Annotated in this window: 19 protein-coding genes; 6 read left to right on the top strand and 13 right to left on the bottom strand. The window is 52.0% G+C overall.

Annotated elements, in window-relative coordinates:
• The first annotated feature begins 1 nt into the window (after window position 1).
• Complete coding sequence (locus HYD27_RS32485) at window positions 2–136, top strand: hypothetical protein (protein ID WP_255596505.1); 135 nt, start codon at window positions 2–4, stop codon at window positions 134–136.
• A 1192-nt stretch (window positions 137–1328) separates the two neighbouring features.
• Here the strand turns inward: HYD27_RS32485 and HYD27_RS23640 are convergent.
• On the bottom strand, window positions 1329–2393 hold the full coding sequence (locus HYD27_RS23640; protein ID WP_219219214.1) for a HAMP domain-containing sensor histidine kinase: 1065 nt from the start codon (window positions 2391–2393) through the stop codon (window positions 1329–1331).
• Window positions 2390–3064: a response regulator transcription factor gene (locus tag HYD27_RS23635; protein ID WP_219219213.1), complete on the bottom strand. Its 675-nt coding sequence runs from the start codon at window positions 3062–3064 to the stop codon at window positions 2390–2392. Before HYD27_RS23635 ends, HYD27_RS23640 begins: the two co-directional genes overlap by 4 nt.
• Before the next feature lie 96 nt (window positions 3065–3160).
• Between HYD27_RS23635 and HYD27_RS23630 the strand changes: the two genes are divergently transcribed.
• From HYD27_RS23630 to HYD27_RS23615, 4 genes are read left to right on the top strand one after another with little or no spacing between them, the layout of a single operon-like run.
• Window positions 3161–3994: an NAD-dependent epimerase/dehydratase family protein gene (locus HYD27_RS23630; protein WP_219219211.1), complete on the top strand. Its 834-nt coding sequence runs from the start codon at window positions 3161–3163 to the stop codon at window positions 3992–3994.
• 29 nt (window positions 3995–4023) lie between these two features.
• Window positions 4024–4185: a hypothetical protein gene (locus tag HYD27_RS23625; RefSeq protein ID WP_219219209.1), complete on the top strand. Its 162-nt coding sequence runs from the start codon at window positions 4024–4026 to the stop codon at window positions 4183–4185.
• A complete protein-coding gene (locus HYD27_RS23620; protein WP_228745276.1) occupies window positions 4182–4526 on the top strand; it encodes an SDR family NAD(P)-dependent oxidoreductase in 345 nt (114 codons plus the stop codon). The genes HYD27_RS23625 and HYD27_RS23620 overlap by 4 nt, the downstream gene beginning before the upstream one ends.
• Window positions 4456–5013 carry an SDR family oxidoreductase gene (locus HYD27_RS23615; protein ID WP_219219205.1) on the top strand — a complete coding sequence of 186 codons (558 nt, stop codon included), beginning with the start codon at window positions 4456–4458 and terminating at the stop codon, window positions 5011–5013. The genes HYD27_RS23620 and HYD27_RS23615 overlap by 71 nt, the downstream gene beginning before the upstream one ends.
• Before the next feature lie 236 nt (window positions 5014–5249).
• Here HYD27_RS23615 and HYD27_RS23610 read toward each other — a convergent pair whose 3' ends face one another.
• Genes HYD27_RS23610 through HYD27_RS23590 form a run of 5 tightly spaced genes read right to left on the bottom strand, consistent with a single transcriptional unit; the run spans window position 5250 to window position 11066 of the window.
• Window positions 5250–7067, bottom strand: coding sequence for a metallophosphoesterase family protein (locus HYD27_RS23610; RefSeq protein ID WP_219219203.1), 1818 nt, complete (start codon window positions 7065–7067; stop codon window positions 5250–5252).
• 36 nt (window positions 7068–7103) lie between these two features.
• On the bottom strand, window positions 7104–7934 hold the full coding sequence (locus HYD27_RS23605) for a carbohydrate ABC transporter permease (RefSeq protein WP_228745279.1): 831 nt from the start codon (window positions 7932–7934) through the stop codon (window positions 7104–7106).
• A complete protein-coding gene (locus tag HYD27_RS23600; protein ID WP_219219200.1) occupies window positions 7934–8869 on the bottom strand; it encodes a carbohydrate ABC transporter permease in 936 nt (311 codons plus the stop codon). Before HYD27_RS23600 ends, HYD27_RS23605 begins: the two co-directional genes overlap by 1 nt.
• 59 nt (window positions 8870–8928) lie before the next feature.
• Window positions 8929–10254 (bottom strand): ABC transporter substrate-binding protein, encoded by a 1326-nt coding sequence (locus HYD27_RS23595; protein WP_219219197.1) that lies wholly within the window; start codon window positions 10252–10254, stop codon window positions 8929–8931.
• 32 nt (window positions 10255–10286) lie between these two features.
• Window positions 10287–11066 carry an MBL fold metallo-hydrolase gene (locus HYD27_RS23590; RefSeq protein ID WP_219219195.1) on the bottom strand — a complete coding sequence of 260 codons (780 nt, stop codon included), beginning with the start codon at window positions 11064–11066 and terminating at the stop codon, window positions 10287–10289.
• Window positions 11067–11318: 252 nt separating this feature from the next.
• Here HYD27_RS23590 and HYD27_RS23585 point away from each other — a divergent pair, with 252 nt between their 5' ends.
• A complete protein-coding gene (locus tag HYD27_RS23585) occupies window positions 11319–12107 on the top strand; it encodes a DeoR/GlpR family DNA-binding transcription regulator (protein ID WP_219219193.1) in 789 nt (262 codons plus the stop codon).
• A 64-nt stretch (window positions 12108–12171) separates the two neighbouring features.
• Here HYD27_RS23585 and HYD27_RS23580 read toward each other — a convergent pair whose 3' ends face one another.
• From HYD27_RS23580 to HYD27_RS23555, 6 genes are all read right to left on the bottom strand, one after another.
• Window positions 12172–13914 (bottom strand): ABC transporter substrate-binding protein, encoded by a 1743-nt coding sequence (locus HYD27_RS23580; RefSeq protein WP_219219191.1) that lies wholly within the window; start codon window positions 13912–13914, stop codon window positions 12172–12174.
• A 60-nt stretch (window positions 13915–13974) separates the two neighbouring features.
• Window positions 13975–14877, bottom strand: a complete 903-nt coding sequence (locus tag HYD27_RS23575; protein WP_219219188.1) for a carbohydrate ABC transporter permease — start codon at window positions 14875–14877, stop codon at window positions 13975–13977.
• A gap of 10 nt (window positions 14878–14887) precedes the next feature.
• On the bottom strand, window positions 14888–15844 hold the full coding sequence (locus HYD27_RS23570) for an ABC transporter permease (protein ID WP_219219186.1): 957 nt from the start codon (window positions 15842–15844) through the stop codon (window positions 14888–14890).
• A gap of 130 nt (window positions 15845–15974) precedes the next feature.
• A complete protein-coding gene (locus HYD27_RS23565) occupies window positions 15975–17531 on the bottom strand; it encodes a response regulator transcription factor (protein ID WP_219219184.1) in 1557 nt (518 codons plus the stop codon).
• A complete protein-coding gene (locus HYD27_RS23560) occupies window positions 17524–19311 on the bottom strand; it encodes a sensor histidine kinase (protein WP_219219182.1) in 1788 nt (595 codons plus the stop codon). The genes HYD27_RS23565 and HYD27_RS23560 overlap by 8 nt, the downstream gene beginning before the upstream one ends.
• Before the next feature lie 1691 nt (window positions 19312–21002).
• A complete protein-coding gene (locus HYD27_RS23555; protein WP_219219179.1) occupies window positions 21003–22424 on the bottom strand; it encodes a glycoside hydrolase family 1 protein in 1422 nt (473 codons plus the stop codon).
• Between the last annotated feature and the right edge of the window lie 5 nt (window positions 22425–22429).

Below are 22429 nucleotides of genomic sequence, written 5' to 3'. Positions count from 1 at the left end.
CGTGGAAAATGTGTGCGATGATGTGGCAGAGCAACTGCGCGATATCGGGTTGATGGACCGGGCCTTTCTCAAGGCCGGCAACGCCATGGCAAAGATGCCCATGGCGTTGCCGGCCGGGCAGAAAGGCTTTTTTTGAAAGAGAATTTATCCTGAATTTCGAAAGTAAGTATCCACAAATCACCTAAAAGCTCTACACGAAGGGATTTCTTGCTAAAAACAGCCTGCACCAAATGGGTGAAGGCAAAAAGAGGGTTTATCCCTTGTCCGATCTGGATGGGTTCAATTCACTTTCGAAATTTAGGTTTATATGCTTCACATTATAAATTAGCCTTATCTTTCTCGCTGAAGGGGCTGACCCAAAAGCCATGAAATGGCTGCTTGGGTCAGCCCTTTTTTAGTCGCAGGATATACGTAGGTTTTTTGGAGTGGAAGCTCCGCGAACGGACCGTTGTCTGGGCCGCTGTGCTCTCCAGATTAATTTCATTCCCCTTAGCGGTGAAAATCCGGAGACCCAGGCGGCCGCTGCCGCTGTTCCGCGAGTCCGTCCATCCGCTGTTTAAGCGGGAAGTGGTTCTGTCATCTTTAAAAACACAATAAAGAAACTTAATTTATCCTGAATTGAACCGGAGAACCTGAACAAGCTGATGGAACGCAAGGAGGAGATTCATAGGGAACGGAAGCGAAGTGTAAAAAGTAACACTAATGGGCTGGAATTCTGGCTTGAACGGGCTTTAGTGGGATTTTGTACACTTAATGGAGGCCATCTCCCCCCATATGGCTGATTTCAGCCGGATTAGTTATACTTTTTCCCACTAGGGATGATCCAGTCTCCGAATGCGGTGGATTAGTTATCCTTTTTACCACTAAAATGCTGCCCTTTGGATGAATGGTTCAAGTTCATCATAATGTAGGCGTATTCCTCTGTAAGGGAGAGAAACGGATCGATTAGGGTCCTTTTTCCCGCTAACACTACCCGAAAAAGCGGCTGGGGGAATATGAGGTGACCTTTTCCACTTGGCTTCCCGCCTGGCTTCAGCAGCAGCCTTACACCTGAAATGCAAACAGCTGCGCTGCCCGGTTAAGGACGTTGCAGCCGTTTCTGCTTGAAAGATAAGATTTTATATGTTTTGAGGACCCGCAAAGTACCTGAGTCATCATCGAAGCCAAGGCCCCGCTTTGTGGGGTTATTTTGTGTTGGCCAAGGCCTCCGCCGTTCATGAACAATGCTGCTGCAAAGCAAGCGCCCGCAGGTTCTGTGAAGATGGTTCGTCCGGCAAGCTGGCCTTCTTGAATTTTGTTCGACGGCCCTACTGTCAGCAGGAAGCCTTTTACATTTCATTCGGCAGCGTAACCGTGAAAATCGATCCTTTGCGCAAAGCGCTCTGTACTTGGATGGAGCCCTTATGCAGTTCTACGATTTTCAGCACAATGGAAAGACCAAGACCGTTTCCCTCAATTGCATGGGATACATCGCCTTGATACAATTTGTCAAAGATATACTTTGATGTGGTTTCGTCCATGCCGCAGCCGAAATCCTGTATCTGCACAACCGTCTGCTGCTCATCCCCAAACAAATTCACGCGCAATTTACTGCCTTCAGAGGAGAATTTGATGGCATTGTCCAGCAAATTTGTCCACACTTGCGCCAGCATTTGCTCATTGCCTGTAAATTGCGCCTCCTCCATGTTTAGCTCCAGCTCCATTTTTTTTGCTGTCCATTTTTTTTCAAGCAAAAGTATGGCTTGACGTAGCTGTTCAGCCAAATTATATGAAACCCTGCCAGTCAGTATGATCTGATTTTCAAGCTTAGTTAAATTGAGGATATTGGTTGCCAGTTGGGACAACCGGTCTGTTTCACTAACAATAATATCAGTATATTCTGTACGCTGCTGCTCCGTTAGATCATGCTTTTGCAGCTGCTTGGCAAATCCGCGCAGCGACACGATAGGCGTTTTGAATTCATGTGAGAAATTATTGATGAAATCGGCACGCATCATCTCAATGCCGCTTAATTCCTTGGCCATCTCATTGAATGCAGCGGCCAGCTCATCAAATTCCTGCGGCATAGGCAGATAACCGAAATCAATCCGGGTATTAAAATCGCCGCGGGCCAGCTTTTTCATCCCGTTCAGTGGAATGCGGATATATAGTTTGCTCAGGCGGCTGCTGATGACGGCAGTAATAATGCTTACAGTGATTCCTAGCAAAAATGCAAAGTTCAGCATGGTCAACGGATTAGTATAAAAATCTCCGGGAATCAGACCGTTTTTGATCATCAAAATCGCTCCCAGCGCCGCCAAGCCCATACATGCCGCAATCAGCACAAAATTGTTCGCCGCTATAATAGTTACGAAGCCTAAATTCCGCACCATTGAGCGAAATGTTCTTTTCATGCCTTCCGCACTCCCTTATAGCCCAGTCCGCGAACTGTAACAATTTCAAACTCAGGATAATCCGCAAACCTGTTCCGCAGACGGTTGATATGCACGTTAATTGTATTATCGGCACTGTCGGTCTCCATCCCCCAGATTTCATCCATCAGCTGAATTCGTGTAAAGATTTTGTCGGGGTAGGAGAGCAGCTTGTACAATAAATAGAACTCTTTGGGAGGCAGTGTTGAAGTTTCGCTGCCGCGAATGACATGAAGCGAGTCGTAATCCAGTGTAACTGCACCGATTTCTATTTTGCGGGCAGAGGCTATCTGTGCACGCCGCAGCAGCGCCTTGATGCGCAGCAGCATTTCATCCTCATCTACAGGCTTTATCATATAATCATCGGTCCCGGCAAGAAAACCGTGGCGCTTGTCAGCAGGCAGCTGTTTCGCCGTAAGCATCAGAATGGGAATCAGGCTGCCCGCATCCCGCAGCTCCTTTGTCAGTGTATAACCGTCTGTTTCGGGCATCATGACATCTGTGATCAGCAGATCTATATGCTGCCGGTCCAGCATTTCCAGCGCCTCTTTCCCATCTGCCGCTTCAAAAGCCTGATATCCGTTTGCCTCCAATACCGTTTTTAGTAACCGGCGTGTATTGACATGATCTTCTGCAACTAAAATGTTGAACATAAAGCAGCCTCTTTCGTTTGTTAATGTTGAGTTTATCTGGGGAGATTATGATGATGCCAAGAAGCAGCCCAATCCTATATATAAGGAGAAATGGTCATGGACAAACCAAGCAATAATACAAATACACTATATCTTGTTACCGGTGTAGCAGGCAACCTTGGCAGCAGCGTAGCAGCGAGGCTGTTAGAGGAAAATAAAGCCGTTCGCGGACTTGTGCTAAAAGGAGACCCTGCTGCATTGCGCGTTCCTGAGGAAGTTCATGTGTGTGTAGGGGATGTTACCGATAAGGAATCCCTGGAGCCTTTCTTTTCCGCAGAGCAGGGTACCGAGGTGATTGTCATTCATTGTGCGGCTATCGTTACCGTCAGTGGAGACTTCAATCAGAAGGTGTATGATGTGAATGTAGTCGGAACCAAGAATATTATAGCTGCCTGCTTGAGACATAAGGTGAAAAAATTTATATATGTCAGCTCCATCAGCGCGATCCCTGAACTTCCGCACGGTACGCCAGTCAGAGAGGTGGACCGTTACGACCCGGACAAGGTCGTAGGGTATTATGGAAAGACGAAAGCGATGGCTTCACAAGCGGTGATGGATGCAGTACAGCAGCACGGAATCGATGCTTCTATCGTATTTCCAACGGGGATTAGCGGACCTGATGATTATGCCTACGGGCCGGTAGCGAGCTTTATCATCGAATATGTTGAAGGGAAAATGTCGGCCGGCGTATCGGGCAGCTTCAACGCTGTAGATGTGCGTGATTTGGCCGATGCCATTGTGGCCTGCTGCGAGAAAGGCCGCAAAGGTGAAGGCTATATTCTGGGCAATGAATGCGTCACCATGGCCGAGATGTTCCGTCTGCTGAGCAGTCTAAGCGGCGCAAAGGAAGTCAAGCTGATTCTGCCGGCTCCGGCAGCCTGTCCGATCTAAGTGAAAAAATAACCGGAAAGCCTGCGCGAATGACAAGCTTTGCGGTATACAATCTTGTGCGCAACAATGTGTTCGATTATACGAAGGCACAGCAGGAGCTTGATTATCATACACGCCCGTTCGCTGAGACCATTGCGGATACTATTGAATGGCTGCAACGTGAGAACAAGATTGGAACAAAAGCTATATGAAAACCGTATGCGTCATTACAGGCGGTGGCAGCGGAATGGGCTTTGCCACCGCAAAAATTATGGGCGGGAAAGGTTACTATGTCATTTTGGTTGGCCGCACGGCAGCAAAGTTGGAGAATGCAGTCGAAGAATTAAAAACCATGAACATTGAAGCCGAAGCTTTCAGCTGTGATATCTCGGACCGCACAAGCACCCAGCTTCTGGCCGGGCATGCCCGCGCTGTTGGTGCTGTAAAAACCGTTATACATGCAAGCGGGCATGTCACCGCACATGGGCGGTGCACAGCAAATTATGGAGGCCAATGCGCTTGGCGCGATCAACGTCAACGATGCATTCCATGAGGTAATGCACAGCGGGGGATGCATCATTGACACCTCTTCGATGTCTGCCTTTCTTACACCGCAGTTCCTGATGCCCAAGAGGTGCTACCGGCTTAGCCGCATCGACCGGAATAAATTCATGCGGAAAATGATGCGCCGGGTTAATCTTTTCCCTAAGAAAGTTCGTGCCGGAGTGGCCTATGGGATCAGTAAAAACTTTGTGGTCTGGTTTGCCAGAACTGATGCGGCCCGCTTTGGAAAAATAGGCGTGCGCGTTCTCTCCATCACGCCCGGGAATTTCGAAACTCCCATGGGAGATTTGGAAAAAGACGAAGCAATGACGTATATGAAGTACAATGCGATCAAGCGTCTGGGCAAAGCGGATGAGATTGCTTCCCTGTATGCCGCATGTGCGGATGAACGCATGGGCTACCTGACAGGTACGGATATTATATGCGACGGAGGATGCATAGCAAGCGGAGCGGGCCCGTTAAGGCGCGGGAATTAACTCGGACCTGATGCTAAATGGCGGAATTAGAGGGGCTTAACATGAACGCTGCCGGAGGCAGGGGAGCGAAGTGGAATTAGTAAACATAGAATGGATGGAAAAGCTCACGGCAGAGGGAATAGTGGGAAAAAGTGAACTTAATTTAGGCCTATTCCCCTGAAAGGGGGAGAATCGGATGGATTAGGTATCTACTGTAGGTGAGTTAGAGCCTGTAATCCTTTGGTCTCTATTCTTGATTATGACCTCGGGGGTTGGATCTGCCATATTTGCAGCAGCCCGGTTCCCTCTTCTTCCCCAGCTGTGGACACTGCAAACTGCCAAGCATCTTCAGAACATCGGGAAACGGCATGAATTCCGGCCGAATCTTCGTTCAGCGGAAGGGGAGAGCGCATTCCGCCGCCGCCCGCATAAGCCTTGCCGTTCAGGACAACCACGAAGGCGCCTTGTCCAAGGGCAAGGATCTGAGCCGGACCCGCCGGATCGGGAATGCCCGGCAACAGGTACCTGCTAACCTTTTTCCCGCTAATCTCTACTTCATAATGATCCGCAGCCGCAATTACGGCGGCTGTTTCGCCTTCCCGTACATCCCAGGCTGCTACCTGGCCTCTGACGGCAACGAGCTTGCCGGCAGAGGCAGTCCAGTGATAAAGCGTGCCTGATTGTCCAACTACCCAGGCTTGCCCGTCAGCGGCTGTCAGCTGCCGGCATGATTCCGGCAAGGGGATAGCCGGCTCGAGCTTCAGGCCGTTTTCCGCCGGCGATGCTTCCCACAGCCAACCCCCGGCGGCTGCCCAAACGGTGCCGTCACCCTTCGGGGCAAGGGCTTCCACCGGTTGCGCGAAGGTATGAAACGCCTCTGGCCAGATTCCCTTCTCCAGCCGGACGAAGCGCCAAGGACTGGACAAGTCCGAATAGCCGAGGCTGCGGTCCCAAGCCAACCAGCAGATGCCGGCAGTTGCCGTGATGCTGCGGAGAGGCGGGCCAAGATGCAAGGTGCCCAGCACGGCGCTGGTATCCGGCTCCGCTTCCCAAGAGAAGCCGTCGCCTGTTCCAACCAGATAGCGGTTGTGCGGCAATGAGACTACTCCGTAAGGTACGGAAGGGGCTTCGCCGACCGGACACTCCCTGATGAGGCGGACTGCAGGCGCAGCCGCTGCCGAAAGATCCTGGGGGGCGCCTTGGCTTACACCGGAAGGCTTGGCGGGAATCTCCGCCATCCCGCCCGGTCTTCCTTGCCATTCAAAGGAGCCCTCCGGCGTAATCTGCCGGGATGAATGGTCCAAAGTGCGGACGCTCACGCCTCCGGAATCAAGCTCAAGAATCCGGGACTGGCGTTTGCCGTCGCGGGTGCAAGAGCTGTGGACCCCGGTCAAGAAGAAATGGGTTCCATGGACTTCGGTGTGCGAGTTGGTATACGCATGGCTGAGATGATAATGGGCGGAGAACCACATCACGATTTCCGGAAACGCGCGGACAAGCTCCAGCCAGCGGTAAGGATCATGGTTTTGATCAAGATAGGCGTTGGTGGACCGGACATGTACACGCGGGACTGTCCGCAGGCCGCATCCGATCGGGGGCGCATGTGTAAAGAAAATCACCGGGACTCCGGGACGCTCTTTTAATTTGACAACAAGCGCATTGAACTGGGCGTCTGTCACGTAGCATTCCTGCACATCGTAGCAGGAGTCTTCGGGCTGGGGTTCGGTAGAAGCAAAGAACAGCCTCCATTCCTTGAATTCCAGTACACCGTAAGGCTCGGACTGCCCGAACAGGCGCAGGAATGCCGCCTCCATCGTTCCCTTTGGCTGTTTGCCGGCAGATTCCCGCTCCAGATCGTGATTCCCCATGATCGGCCGCAGGGGCACCCCGATAGTGTCGAGATATCCCTTGGCTTCCTCAATGCCCTCCGGTGTGCCAATAAGCCCGTTTCTGCCAAAATCGCCAAGCGGTATGACCAGATCCGGGGAGGTCCGGGCGGCATCCTCCATGGCCCGCTCTGTCAATTCCGGCTGTTGCCGGTCTATATGAAAATCACCCAATACAAGAATTCTCAATGAAGGAAACCTCCCTGCAGCAACGTTACAAACGAATCAGCCTTTCATGCCGGTCAAGGCAATTCCTTGTACGAAATATTTTTGTCCGATGAAGAAGAGAATGAGGGTAGGCAGCATAGCCACGCAAGCGACGGCCATTAAATAATTCCACTGCACATCATATTGTCCGTTGAAAAAGTTCATCCCCAGCGAAACCGTAAACAAGCTCTGTCTGTTCAAATAAAGCAGGGGCTGGAGAAAGTCGTTCCATGAGGCGTCAAATTGGAAAATAGCTACAGTTATCAGTACCGGCACCGTCACCGGCAGCAGCACATGCCACAGAATGCCGAGTACACCGGCGCCGTCGATTTGGGCCGCTTCTTCCGTGTCGGGAGGGATCGTCTGAAAAAATTGCCGGAGCAAAAAAATATAAAAAGCATTCCCGAAAAAACCGGGCACCGTCAACGGCAAAAAGGTATTGATCCAGTGTACGCTGGTGAACAGAAAAAATTTGGGGATCATCACCACGGTCCACGGAATCATCATCGTGGAGATCAGGACCATAAACAACAGATTGCGTCCGCGTGCGCGGTAGCGGGCGAATCCGTAAGCGACAACCGGGCAGGACAGCACCGCGCCGCCCACGCTGATGAGGGTAACCAGCGCCGTATTGCCGAACCATAGACCGAACGGAAGCTGGGTGAACGCTTTGGTGTAATTTTCCCATTGCAAGGGAAAGGGAAGCCAGACAGCCGGCCAGGCGTATAACTGGATATCGCTTTTTAATGAAGTGGAAATCATCCATACGAACGGGAACAGCATGACGGCAGCACCGCTAAGGAGCAGCGCATAGAGCAGGGTGCTGAGCACCGGATGTTTTTTCAGCATCACTTTTTCTCACCTCCGTAATACACCCATCTCCCGGAGCTGGAGAATACGAGCAGGGTCAGGGCCAGAATAATGAGGAACAGAAGCCAGGCAAGAGCGGAGGCGAGACCCATTTCGAATTTGCCGAAAGCATAATCGTATAAATGATAGTTGAAAAAACGGGTGGAATTCAGCGGCCCCCCTTTTGTCATCACATAAGCCTCGCCAAACTTCTGCAGCGCTCCAATTATGCCGGTAACCAGATTGAAAAAGATTGTCGGCGTGAGCAGAGGCAGGGTAATATAGATAAACCGTTTTAAGGCGCCTGCGCCGTCCAGAGTGGCCGATTCATATAGCGACTCCGGAATCCCCTTCAATCCGGCCAGCCAGATGATCGTTCCGCCGCCAACGGACCACAGGCTCATAAAGACCAGGGAAGGAAGCGCCCAGTCCGGCTCGAAAATCCAGCCTGGACCCTGAATGCCGAATAATCCGAGGAACGTATTAAGCAGCCCAAGCTCCGGGTTGAAGACGAATATCCACATTACCATCACCGCGACCCCGTTGATTTGCGAGGGCAAATAATAGATGGTGCGGAACAGCTTGTTGCCCGGCAGCGAGATATTGAGCAGCAGCGCCAGCGCCAGTCCGGCGGCCAGGTTCAAGGGCACCGAAAGGACGGCAAACCCGAACGTAATCATCAGCGACTTCCAGAACAAGGGGTCTTCTGTGAGGGCAAAAGCATAATTGCTGAGACCCGTCCACTGCGGGGGCTTCAGCATATTCCATTCCGTAAGGCTGAAGTACAGCGAGGCGAGCATCGGTCCCGCGTCCAGAAGGATCAAATGAAGCAGCCAGGGAGAGATCAGCACATAAAAGACGAGCGCTTCCTTTCGTTTCAATAGCGATTTGCGCACCGCAGGTTTTGCCGCCTTGCGGGCAGTCGGAATTCCCATTGCCAGTGCCCCTCCATAGCTTGGCAGGCGGGCCGTCCGGCCCGCCGGTCAAGATTTCTCTATTTCTTCGCTTTATCCGCTGCGGCTGCAGCTTCATCCAGCACTTGCTGCACATCGGTCTCGGAGAGCAGTATTTTTTCCAGCGCTTCCGTGAATGCCGGCTTTCCGCTTTTTGGATAATCGACATCAATGGTATCCGGCATTATTTTGGTATTGGGAATGTCATCCGTAAACGATTTGTAATTAACATCTGTCGCCTGTCCTTTTTCCCCGGCTACCGGTTTGTATGCCACAAATCCGAAATCGCCGAATACTTCCGCCCCGCCCCGGGTGGTCATATATTTGATGACATCCCAGGCTGCTTCTTTGTGCTTCGATTTTTCATAAATGGACCAGCCGCCATAGAATACGAAGTTGTTGGCCCCGTTGGGCCCGACCGGAAGCGGTACCGTACCGAATTCCAGCTGCGAATCCTTCATATAATCTTCAATCGGCCAGCGGCCGTTGAAATCCATAGCCACTTTCCCGGCGCCAAACATATCGATGCCCTTGAAGGAGTCGGTATCGGTGCTGCTTGGCATGATTTTATCCTTGTGGAAAGCGTCGCTTAACCATTGCAGCGCTGTAACCGTTCCGGGGCTGTTCATATACCCTTCATAAGTGCTGCCGTCCGGACTCACAATGCCGTCGCTGTAAGCCAGCACCAGCGGCTGCACCCGGCGCTGGTCGGTACCCGGCAGCTTAAAGCCCCACTGGGTGGTTTTGCCGTTTTCAGTTTTAGTCAGCGATTTGGCGGTTTGGTACAGCTCATCCCATGTCCATCCGGCTTGGGGATAAGGAAGCTGCGCTTCGTCAAACAGCTTTTTGTTGTACAGGATCGCCATATTGGTCCAATCCTTGGGCATGGCGTACAGCTTGTCTTTGTATTTTCCGTAATTCACAATATCCTCATAAAAATCGCCGGGATCGACGCCGTTAGCCCCGGCAACAAAAGCGGATAAATCCGCAAGTCCGCCGTTCTCGCTGAAGATGGGGATATGCGTGTCTCCTACCATGATAATGTCAGGAGCATCGCCGATGGCAAACTGGGCAATCAGCTTCTCATTGTAATTATCCGGCACGGATTCGAAGGTGATGTCCACATTGGGATGCTCCTTCATATAGCTGTCCAGTACGGATTTCTGCATCTCATAGCTGTCTGCGGTCGACCAGGTTGTCATTCTGAGCTTAACTTTCTCCGTTCCCGCCGCTTCAGCCGGTTTCGCGCCATCGGCTGAAGCCGGGCTTTCCGGGGAGACGGAGTTGTTTGGCTGTGCGCAGCCGGACAGCAGGAGGACAAGGACAAGTAAAACCGGAAATAAGGCAGTACGAACCGTTTGTTTCATTGTTTGCTCACCACTTTTCATAGAATTTGAACCTAAAGATAAACCGTCTGATCTTTCTCCGGCCACATCACCGGACCGGAATAAATGGCTGCCGCTGCCTGTACACTGGCTTCATTATTGCGGCGCAGGCCATGGATCAGGGCGAGCTGCTCCACTTCCGCTGCTTTGGCAATTTCCGCGGCGTCCATCGCACTGGAATGCAAGCCGCCGTTCTTCAGCGGATTAGCCGGGGCGGCTCCGTAAGTGGCTTCATGGATGAGCAGCGAGGAACCGCGGGCAAGCTCGGTAATAGGCTCATGATAAGCGGTATCTCCGGTAAAAGTGACCGATTTTCCGGTTCCCCTGTCGGTATATTTGTAGCAGAGCGCCTGTACCGGATGCAGCGAAGAGGCGGTTTTCAGATGGAACAGCTCGTCATCGTATGAATCGCCGGGCTTGAGCGGGATGATCGTGGGATAGCTGCGGGCAGGATAAAACTTGCGGTTCAGGAACAGAAACTCAAGCGTGTGATGCAGGATAGGCTGCAGGTCTTCCTCCGGACCCAATATTTTGAGGTCCGCCAAATCCTTATTGGCAATCAGAAAATAATAGAGCAGGGATGGCAGCGAGATATAATGGTCATGGTGCATATGTGTAAATAAGAGATAGCGGATATTGCCGGGGTCAATACCCTGGCGGCGGATATTATCCACAATATTCCATCCTGTGTCTACCATAACCTGATCATTGATAAGAAAACTGGCTGTCTCACCTCCCACTTCCGGAATAGCCGCTTCCGTTCCGAAGAACGTTACCTTTGTTCTGGTTTCCATTGTTAGCACCCTTTCGATTGAATGATTGATAACGATCATTTTCTTTCTTATTGTAGAGCTGGTTCATCAACTTGAAATAAAAAAACACCGTTAAATATGTAAATATCGATCAAAAATCAAATAAAATATGATCTATATCGATCATATTTTTCTTACTCTCTCATATTTGGGTTTTAATTTTCCAGTATTTATAGTAGAGTAGAATTACAGTTCAATTCCGAACAAATGGCAGGGAAGGGAAGAATAATAGAGATGAAAGCCAGACAACGAATGATGATTTCCTATTTAGAGCAGCATACCTTTTTAAGCGTGAACAAACTGGCTGAGCTGCTGGAAATTTCTCTTCCTACCGTCCGCAGAGACCTTCAGGAGATGGAAACGGACGGCTATGTTCAGCGGGTGAACGGGGGAGCCTTTCTCATCAACAAAAGGGACAATCCGCCGGAGCAAGCACAGCGGAGTGATCCGTTCGAAGCACACAAGAAGGCTATCGCCGCCGAAGCCGTCAAATGGATTCAGCCCGGGGACACCCTGTTCATTGATTCCGGTTCGACCAATAGCTGCCTTGCGGATTTTCTTACGGAATTGAAAGGCATTACGATTGTGACCAACAGCATTGATATCGCCTATAAATGTATGCGCAGGCCGGGGCTGTCGGTATTTGTGTGCGGAGGCACAAATGAAGAGGTTAGAGCGGAGGCGGGGATAGTGGGTCCCCTTGCGGAGCAGCTGATCATGCAGTTTAGGGCAAGCCTGTGTATACTGGGAACCTCCGGGCTTGACCTGAAGCAAGGCATTACCGATCCCTTTTTATCAGCGGCAAGCATCAAGGATAAGATGCTCACCTACTCTTCCAAGCGTATTTTGGTGACCGATCACAGCAAATTCGGCAAGATTCATAAAGCCTTTGTCGCTCCGATAGAGTCCTTTGACTGCATCATTACGGATTGGGAAGCGGATATTGGGGATATTGCGCATATTCGCTCGCAAGGGACAAATGTAATTCAAGCTGCTCCCGGGCAGGGACAACCGCCTTCATAATTGGACAAATTGAAACAGAGCCATGCGGATATTCCGCACGGCTCTTATCGTTGCAGGGCTGCTCTTATTTACCGCTCCATAAAGCCACGCGGTCCTGCACATATTTGGTGTAGCCCTTTTCCATCTTCTCTACTCCGGCTTTTTCCAGGTCGGCCATGTAGGCATCCCAGATCTTATCGAAATCCGCCGGTGTCGCGAGGATGGCCTGCGGAATCCGTTTCCACGTAATATCTCTCATTTTGTTGCCCAGAATGAAGACTTCATCTTCGCCCGGAATGGCAATGTTCCAGGCTGCCCCGTAAGCCTTTTCCGCGAATTCTTCTTCCTTCGGGAAGAGATCCTTCCAGGTCGTGGCGTTGTAGGCGGCGAGCGTCTCTTTTTCGGTGTCGCTGTAGCCCAGCACAAGCTGTTCCGGGAAGTTTTTGGTGTAATAGTTGCCGGTCGAATCCTTGGCGCCGTCGCCGTAATGGACCATCATATTCCAGTAGAAGCCGAGACCCGACTCCTTGGTGAAGGCCGTATTGTCATTGTTGATACGGTCCTGGATTTCTGCCGGAACGACACGCTTGCCGTTATCCACCACATAATGCTTGCCTTCGATGCCCCAGTTGTTCAGGATTTGACCTTCGTCGGAGGCGAGGTAATCGAGGAACCTGATTGTGCGGACCGGGTCCGGGTTCGTGCTGGAGATGGAAATCCCGTAGCCGCCCATGAAGCCGGTAGGCCAGAAGCTGGTTTCCTTATACTCTTCCGTCAGCGTCACCGGATAGTGGCCGTAGGTCTGATCGTATTTGCCTGCGGTCTTCAGTGCCTGCTGGGCGTCATTGTAGTCCCAGTCCTGGTCAATCAGGCCAAGCACCCGGCCGGTGGCTACCTTGGCTTTGTACTGGTCATACTTCTGCACGAAGCTCTCCTTGTCCAGCAGGCCGATATCATTCATATGGTTCAGCCAGCGGAAATATTCCTTCTCTTCCGGACGGCGGAAGTGGTAGATGGCCTCATGCGTCTCCTGATCGATGTAATATTCGCCGTCATCCGAGCCGCCGGTCGTGGCTACGGCTGGATTGGTCACGGAAATGTACATATGCCAGTCGTCTGCGTTCAGGGAGAGCCCGATGTTTTTGTTCCCGTTCTCATCGGTGGGATGCTTCTCCAGATAGGCTTTGATTACATTCTCATAATCGGTAACCGTTCTGATCTCGGGATACCCGGCTTCCTTCACCACTCGGTGCTGCAGCTCAAAGCCGCCGCCGGCCACAAACTTCTTCTCATCCACTGCTGCCCAGGTGGGAATGGCATAGATGGCTTGGTCTTCATTGGTATATTTCGCCCGGGCGAGGTTGTTGCCCAGCACACGCTTGATGTTGGGGGCATATTGATCAATGAGCTCGGTCAGATCAATGACAGCTCCGGCATCCACCAGCTTGCCGATATCCGCTTTGGCGGAGATCATGTCCGGATATTCACCCCCGGCTGCAATCAGGGCGATTTTTTGCTGAGGGTCGCCTACGGCAAACTCGGCATCCAGCGTAATCCCTGTTTTCTCCGTAAGAACCCTGCTGACATCATCCTTCATATTGTTCCAGTTCGGATTGGGGTCTTCCGCGAAGAAGGAGAGTGTCAGCGGACTTAAGTCTTCGGCTTCCGCCGCCTCTGCGGGGGCATTGCCTCCACCGGCAGCCTTGGTAGCCCCGGCATTCGTTGCCGTGTTCTTGTTATTGTTCCCGCCGCTGCACCCCGCCGGCACACTGAGCAGCAAGGCAAGGACCATCAGCAGCACATACGGTTTCACTGTCTTTCTTGTCATGAATAGAAACCCTCCCTTTTATTGTATACACAGGCGGAGCCTGCCATTACCGGAAGCGGATTAGCTTTTTACCGAGCCCAGGGTCATGCCCTTGACGAAGTAGCGCTGCAGGAACGGGTAGACGACCAGAATGGGCACGGTAACGACGATCGTGATCGCCATTTTGACCGATTCCGGAGAGATTTGCGCCATTACCTCGGTCATATTGCGGCCGCGGAAGTTATCCGCATTGGTTGTCGTGCTCTGGATGACCTTCATCAGCTCGAACTGCAGGGTGGTCAGATTATCCTTGGAGCCGTTGTAGAGATAGGTGTCGAACCAGGAGTTCCACTGGCCGACGGCCAGGAACAGGGCGATGGTCGCCAGCGCCGGCTTCGTCAGCGGGAGAATGACCCGCCGGTAAATCGTGAAGTCATTGGCCCCGTCCAGCTTGGCGGATTCCTGCAGTGCGTAAGGGAGGCCGTCGATGAAGGAACGGATAACGAATACATTGAATGCGCTGACAAGACCGGGAAGGACATATACACTGAAGGTCCCCATCATGTGCAGATTTTTGATCAGAATATAGACGGGGATCAGCCCGCCGGAGACATACATGGTCAGCGCCAGGAACGTGGACACGAGCTTCCGTGCCTGAAAGTCCATCCGGCTCAGGGTAAAGGCCAGCATGGAGGCGCTGACGAGTCCGAGTATCGTGCCGATGACTGTACGGAGGATGGAAATCTTGAGTCCGGTCATCAGCCCGGAGAAGGCAAAGATGGTCTCATAGTTCTTGAAGGTGAACACCCGGGGGTAGACCGTAATCCCGCCTTTGATGCTGTCCGTGGAGTCATTGAAGGAAATCGCCAGCACATTCAGAAAAGGATACAGCGTGGCAACGGTCACCACTGTAACCGCAGCATAGACTGCCAAATCGAAGAGGCGGTCCGGCCAGGACGCGGCTGCCAGTTTTTTTATCAGCATAAAGGGCCTCCTATATAATGCTTTCCTTCGTTATTTTTTTGAAAATGCCATTGGCGACAAACAGCAGAATCACACTCACCACAGAGTTGAAAATGTTAATGGCCGTACCGAAGGAGAATCGTCCCATGCCCAGCCCGTAGTTCAGTGCATAGAGATCGAGTGTCTGCGAGTAGTCGCGCACCAGGTTGTTGCCCAGCAGGAACTGCTTCTCGAACCCGATGCTGATTAAATGCCCGATGGAAATGATGAGCAGGATAATAATTGTTGTGCGGATGCCCGGCAGTGTAATGTTCCGCACCTGCTGCAGCCTGCTTGCACCGTCCACCCTGGCCGCCTCATACAGCTCGGGGCCGATGCCCGAGATCGCCGCGAGATAGATAATTGTGTTCCAGCCCGTTTCCTTCCAGACATCCGAAGCCGTAACTATGCCCCAGAATAAATGGCCTTTCGCCATGAATTGTACCGGCTCGCGGATCAGATGGAGGCCGAGCAGCAGATCGTTCACCGCACCGTTGTCGGTAGAGAGCATCTTCGTGATAATTCCCGCAGCGACCACCCAGGACACGAAATGGGGCAGATAGGAGACCGTCTGGACAAAACGCTTCAGGAATTGCAGCCGCAGCTCGTTCAGCAGAACGGCGAAGATAATGGGAATGGTGAATCCGGCCAGCAGGCCCATGATGCTCATAGCGAGCGTGTTGCGCAGCGCATTGAAGAATTGCTCATCCCGGAACAGCTCTCTGAAGTACTGCAGGCCAACCCAGCTCTGCTCGAAAAAGGATTTGCCCGGCTTGTATTTCTGAAAGGCCATGGTCCATCCCCAAAGCGGCAGATAATTGAATACGAATGCCCAGAGCACGAACGGGATCGCCATCATATAGAGATATTTCTGCTGCAGGAAGGTTAGCCAAAAGCGTGAGGCAGGCTTCTTCGGCACCGGCTTCACTTCACTGGTAATCGCTTTCATTTATGTCCCTCCTTCGATATGCACTATCATAAGCTGCCGGGAATCCGGGAAACACCCAAATATTTGCGATAAAAAACAGGGGGAAATCCGCTCTTTTCGCAAGCGCTTTCTGAAAAAGAATGCCGCCTCATCATGAGTTTTTTCTGCGGTAGTCGGAGGGCGAGATGCCTTCAAGCCTTTTGAACTTTTCCCGGAAATAATCCACATCGCTGAAGCCGGCCCCGCTTGCGGCCTGATGGACTTTGCAGCCCTGACCGAGCAGCTCCTTGGCCTTCTCCATGCGGACTCTGTCCAGATAGCTGTTGAACGGGAGGCCGGTGCTGTTCCTGAACAGCTTGCCCAGGTAGGCGCTGCTGTAAGTGAACACATCCGCCAGGGTATCAAGCTTCAGGTTCTCGCTGTAATGGCGGTGGATGAGGTCCAGAATCCGCTTCATTAAGACCTCCATATCGTCATGGGCAATGCCTGCGGCATATTGCTCCAGCAGAGAGGCGACATAGCGCTGCAGCCGGGGCAGGGAGGTATACTTGTAGATTTGCTGGATTTGCTCATCCATCCGGCTGTGCTGCAGGCCTGGCTCCTTGTACTGGAGCGAGAGCTTGTTGCTTAAGAATGTCACCATCCGCACATAGCGCGATTTCACGGCCATCTCGGAATAGCAGGCGGCGCTCATCCATTCTCCGGCTTCCCGGACCAGGGAGGACAGCACCCCGGCGCTTCCGGTATCCATGGCAAAATACAGCCGCTCCAGCACCGCTTCCAGCCTTGGCTCCGCTTCCTCCGGTTTGACCGGCAGCCCTTTCTTCACCTTCAGTGAATCCGGTCCAATCATACCGGGCTCATCGTAGAAGAAGTGCTCCTTTATGCGGGCCAGCGCCGAATAGCGGGAGGCGGGAAGCTCCTCAAGGGTGTCTACCATATCGCCCGCAGCAATAATGCATTCCAGCCCTTGGGCGGCAGCGGCTTCCCGGATATTCCGGACCATTAATTTATGGACAAGCTCCTTCTGAAAAGAAGGCTGCAGCAAAACGCCCAAATAAGAGTCCAGGGAGAACACAATGCCCCAATCCTGTTCTTCAAAGCTTGCGGCAAGCCTTGCCTTCACGGCCGTTGACGGGCCATTGTCCGCATTGTCCTGAAGCAGCAGCCGGATCAGCACTACCTGATAGGAATCCCAGTGCAGTCCTGCTTCATGTACAGCAGTCTCCGGTGCGGCCGGAGACTGCTGGCCGCTCTCCAGCAGCAGGGATTGGACCAGCATTTCCCTGCTCCATACCTTGACGGCGGCATGCTGCTTGCGGTAAGCGGCCCGTGACTCCAGCTCTGCGTACAGAACGGACAGATACCGCTGCAATTCCTCTTCGTCCACCGGCTTGAGCAGATAGTTGTCGATGCCAAAGGCCATCGCACGCTTGGCATAGCTGAAATCCGCATAGCCGCTGAGAATAATGATGTGCAGCTCCGGGTCCCCCTGCCGCAGCTCTTGGATCAGCTCCAGGCCGTCCCGGCCGGGCATGCGGATATCTATAATCATGAGATCGGGCGAATACAGCCCGTATTTATGTCTGGCTTCAATGGCATTGGCCGCGGTGTCAATGACCTGGAATCCAAGGCTCTCCCAGTCCAGCAGAGCTGCAAGTCCCTCACGGATGGCCAGCTCGTCATCCACAATCAGCACACTATACATAAGAATCGCTCCTCAGGGGGATCGCCAGGCTGATCTGCGTTCCGTATCCGGGCTGGCTTGCCAGGGTCAAGCCGCATTCCGGGCCGTAGGTCAGCTGAAGCCGCACATGAATATTGCGCATCCCGATATTATTGGTCTCATAATCTTCCTTGCTCTCCAGCCTCTGCCGGATTTCTTGCAGCTTCCCTGCCGGAATGCCTGTTCCGTTGTCGGATACCTGGACTTTGAGCAGCCCGTCCTCTATGCGGATATCCACCCGGACCATGCCGCCGTCAATCCGGTTCTCCAGCCCGTGGATGACGCAGTTCTCCACCAGCGGCTGGATAATCAGGGGCGGAATCTGAACAAGGTTAGCCTTGGGGTCTACATGAAGCTCATAGGCAAGCCTGTCATCATAGCGGAATTTCTGGATGACCAGATAGCAGTTTACCGTTTCCAGCTCGCTTTGCAGGCTAATCCTGCCGCCGCCGGCCCCGAGGTTTTTGCGCATCATTTTCCCAAGCAGCCGCACGACCCGGGAAATATCCGCCTGGCCTCTGACATGGGCTTTCATGCGGATGGATTCCAGGGCATTGAAGAGGAAATGGGGGTTGATCTGGCTGGCCATCATTTTGAATTTGATCTCATTCTGCTTCAGCAGGATGGCATTTTTCTGCCGGTTGGATTCCTCCACCTCGCTCATCAGGTCGCCAATGCTCCGTACCATATGGTTGAACTGCCGCGCCAGCTGGCCGATTTCATCCTTGCCGTCAATTACGAGTGTGGCCTCCAAATTTCCCGAACCGACCTTGGAGATATGCTTGCTTAGATGCAGCATCCGTCCGGTAAGCAGCCGGGAGAAATAGTAGATCAGCAGGATCGCCATAATCAGCGCGGAGATGATTACCATAGCCGCCAGCAAGATAATCCGGTTAGGCTCCTTCACGATGCTTTCCACGGAGAAAATGGAGATAATGCGCAGGTTGTTCAGACTTCCGCCGGGCTGCCAGTGGTCAATCAGCATTTTGAAGGGTTTGCCTTCTATCTTTACATCATAGGGGCCTTGCCCGTCGGCGGATACGGCCTTAAAGTCAATGTCGTCCAGCGTTTTGCCGCGTGTATCCGTGCGGTTGGAGGCTACAATATTGTCGTTCTCATCCACAATCAAGGTTTCGAAGGACTCCTGGTTCAGGATGGCGCTCAGCTTGTCCGTATTCACATTCACAACCAGCACACCTGAAGTCCGCTGCTTAAAAAAATCAACTTTGCGGATCAGGCTGAGATAATACCGGCCATCGCGGTTGTCCCGGATATAATTCCAGCACACCAGACCCTTCTGGACCATTGCGGTTTGATACCATGGCTCCTGCGTAATCTTCCCATCCGCCTGCAGGAACTCCCAGTTGTCCAGAACCGTCGGATTGTCGATGTACAGGCGGATGCTGGAGATTTCACTGTACAGGCGGACAAATTCACGGAAATCGGGGTAATTCCAGTAAGCCTGCACCACATCGTACACTGAGACGTAGCGGTGGTTGGCGGCCTCCTCCAGCCGGCTGTCATTGGACAGCCGGTAAGCGATGTCGAGCGGGACACTCAGCATTTCGCCGGTCCGCTTTTTCACCCGGTCCACATTGGCTGTAATCTGCTCCAGCGCATTGCCCATCGCCATATTGCGCAGCTCGCTTGTCAGGAACACCCCCACAATAAGCACCGGAATCAGGGTCACACAGCCGAAGGACAGGAAGAGCTTGGTCCTGAGACGCAGATTATTCACCGAGGTGATGATACGGGCATACACGAATAGAGCACCTCCCTTTTTAAAATTGATAACGCTTACATGAAAGTATACCTGTTAACAGGGAACCATTAAATGTAATTATTTAGGCATTTATTGTCCTCTGTTATGATGTTTTCCAAGCTTTATCTGCTTGCAGGACAACGGAAAAGGACAACGGATATCCTTCTCCGTTGTCCTGCTTCTGTTGCGCCCTACGCTGAGGCGCTTATTCCTCCGGATGTCTTACTTGAAAGATAAGAATTTATATGTGAAGTGCCTTTGAATTCGCCCGAAGCCGGCTGGACGAGGGAATCAGAGGCAGAAGTACCTTTGAATTCGCCCGAAGCCGGCTGGAGGAGGGAATCAAAGGCAGAAATACCTTTGAATTAACCCGAAGCTGGCTGGAGGAGGGAATCAAAGGCAGAAGTACCTTTGAATTCGCCCGAAGCCGGCTGGAGGAGGGAATCAGAGGCAGAAGTACCTTTGAATTCGCCCGAAGCCGGCTGGAGGAGGGAATCAAAGGCAGAAATACCTTTGAATTAACCCGAAGCTGGCTGGAGGAGGGAATCAAAGGCAGAAGTGCCTTTGAATTCGCCCGAAGCCGGCTGGACGAGGGAATCAGAGGCAGAAGTACCTTTGAATTCGCCCGAAGCCGGCTGGACGGTGAAATCAGGCTAAATGATTCTTCTCCTCCCCACTGAAATGGCAGCATTCTTATATAGGACGCCGATAGGCGTCTTTCTCAAAAGATAAGACTTTATATGCTCTGCACATTAAATGATCCTTCTATTTCTCACTGAAACACCCCGTCCCTTATAAGGACGGCGAAGCCGTTTCTGCTTGAAAGATCAGATTTTATATGTTTTGGGGTCCCCGCAAAGTACCTGAGTTATCATCGAAGCCAAGGCCCCACTTTGTGGGGTTATTTTGAAAGATAAGACACCCATGCCGTTGCGCGGCACCACTGAGGAATCAAATATCGCTGCGTCCGCGTCCATCAATCTTATTCCAATCAGGAAACCAGGCTTTAACAGCGATCGGAAGAACCCTCTGAACCCGCCGGACTTTCATTCACATCGTCAACCGCTGATTTTGGTGTTGAGCCAAAAAGGTAATTTAATGTATAGGAATGGAACCGGAGAACCTGAAAACGCTGATGCAACGCAAGGAAATTCATAGGGAACGGAAGCGAAGTGTAAAAAGTAACACTAATGGGCTGGAATTCTGGCTTGAACGGACTTTAGTGGGATTTTGTACACTTAATAGAGACCCGCTCCCTCCATATGGCTGATTTTAGCCGAATTAGGTGTACTTTTTCCCACTAGGGATGATCCAGTATCCGAAATGAGCTACTTTAGTTATCCTTTTTACCACTAAAATGGCTGCCCTTTGAATGAATGGTTCAAGTTCATTTTAATTAGGGCGTATTCCCCATAGAGGGAGAGAAACGGAACAATTAGGTATCCTTTTTCCCGCTAACGCTTGCGAAAAAGGGGACGTGGGGAGAATGGGGTTCACTTTTTCCACTTGGCCTTCTGCCTGGCTTCAGCAGCCAGCCCTACACCTGAAATGCAAACGGCTGCGCTGCCCGGTCAAGGACGGCGCAGCCGCTTCTGCTTGAAAGATATGAATGTATATGTTTCACGCTAAGAATTAGGCTTATCTTTCTCGCTGAAACGGATACCGTCTTTATAAGGACGGCGAAGCCGTTTCTACTTGCTGCGCTTCAGGCTTTGGCCGTTCGACGCAATGACATCCTTATACCAGTGGAACGATTTCTTGCGGTATCTCTCCAGGGTTCCTGAGCCGTCATCATGGCGGTCTACATAAATGAACCCGTAACGCTTGCTCATCTGTGCGGTAGAGGCGCTGACCAGGTCAATGCAGCCCCAGGAAGTATAACCCATAATCTCAATGCCATCCTCAAGGGCTTCGCCTACCTGAACGAGGTGATCGTTCAAATATTGAATCCGGTAATCATCCTCGACCGTCGGCACGCCGTCTTGACCCGCAATCAGCTTGTCCACAGCCCCGAGGCCGTTCTCAACGATAAACAGCGGTTTCTGATACCGGTCATGGAACATATTCAGCACATAGCGCAGGCCCTGGGGATCAATCTGCCAGCCCCATTCGCTGGCTTGCAGATAAGGGTTGAACACACCGCTGAACAGATTGCCCTCCGTTTGATTCTTTTGGCTGTCATCCGCCGTTTCGCAGATGCTTACATAGTAGCTGAAGGAGACAAAATCCACCGTATGCTTGAGAATATCCGCATCTCCCGGCTCCATATGAATGCCAATGCCATGTTCTCTGAAGAAGCGTTTCATATAGCCCGGATATTCGCCTCTCACATGCACGTCGCCGAAGAAGTAGTTCTTGTGCTCCGCTTCCATCGCCGCAATCACATCATCCGGATTCGGCGTTAGCGGATAGGTTGGCATACTGAGCACCATGCAGCCGATTTTGGCCTGGGGATTAATCTCGTGGCCAATCTTTACCGCCAGCGCGCTGGCAATGAATTCGTGGTGAATGGCCTGGTACAGATCCTGTTTGCTGAGCTCCTTCTTCGGCGTATAGATGCCGCCGCTCATGAACGGCTCTTCCAGAATCGAGTTGATCTCGTTGAACGTCAGCCAATATTTCACTTTATCCTTGTAGCGGGTGAACACGGTTCTGGCATAACGCTCATAGAAGCCCACCAGCTCACGGTTGACCCAGCCGTTATATTGCTTGGACAAATGCAGCGGCGTTTCGTAATGCGAGAGGGTCACCAGCGGTTCAATGCCGTATTTGCGGCATTCGTCGAACAGCTTGTCATAGAATTGCAGGCCCTGCTCGTTAGGCTCCGGCTCATCCCCCTTCGGAAAAATCCGTGACCAGGCAATGGAGGTGCGGAACACCTTGAAGCCCATTTCGGCAAACAGCCGGATATCGTCCTTATAACGGTGGTAGAAATCAATGCCGGCGAGCTTCAGATTATCTTCGGTAGGCACCTCGGTAACCGGGCCTTTGATTCCTTGCGGAGCCACATCCTGCGTGGACCAGCCTTTGCCGTCTTCGTCATATGCGCCTTCACACTGGTTTGCGGCGACTGCGCCGCCCCACAGGAAACCGTCCGGAAAGTGTACGCTCATTTGTT

This window comes from Paenibacillus sp. S150 (genome assembly GCF_019352175.1).
Lineage (GTDB): Bacteria > Bacillota > Bacilli > Paenibacillales > Paenibacillaceae > Paenibacillus_AQ.
The sequence above is the reverse complement of the archived record's forward strand: the minus strand, read 5'-3'. Positions and strand labels throughout refer to the sequence as shown.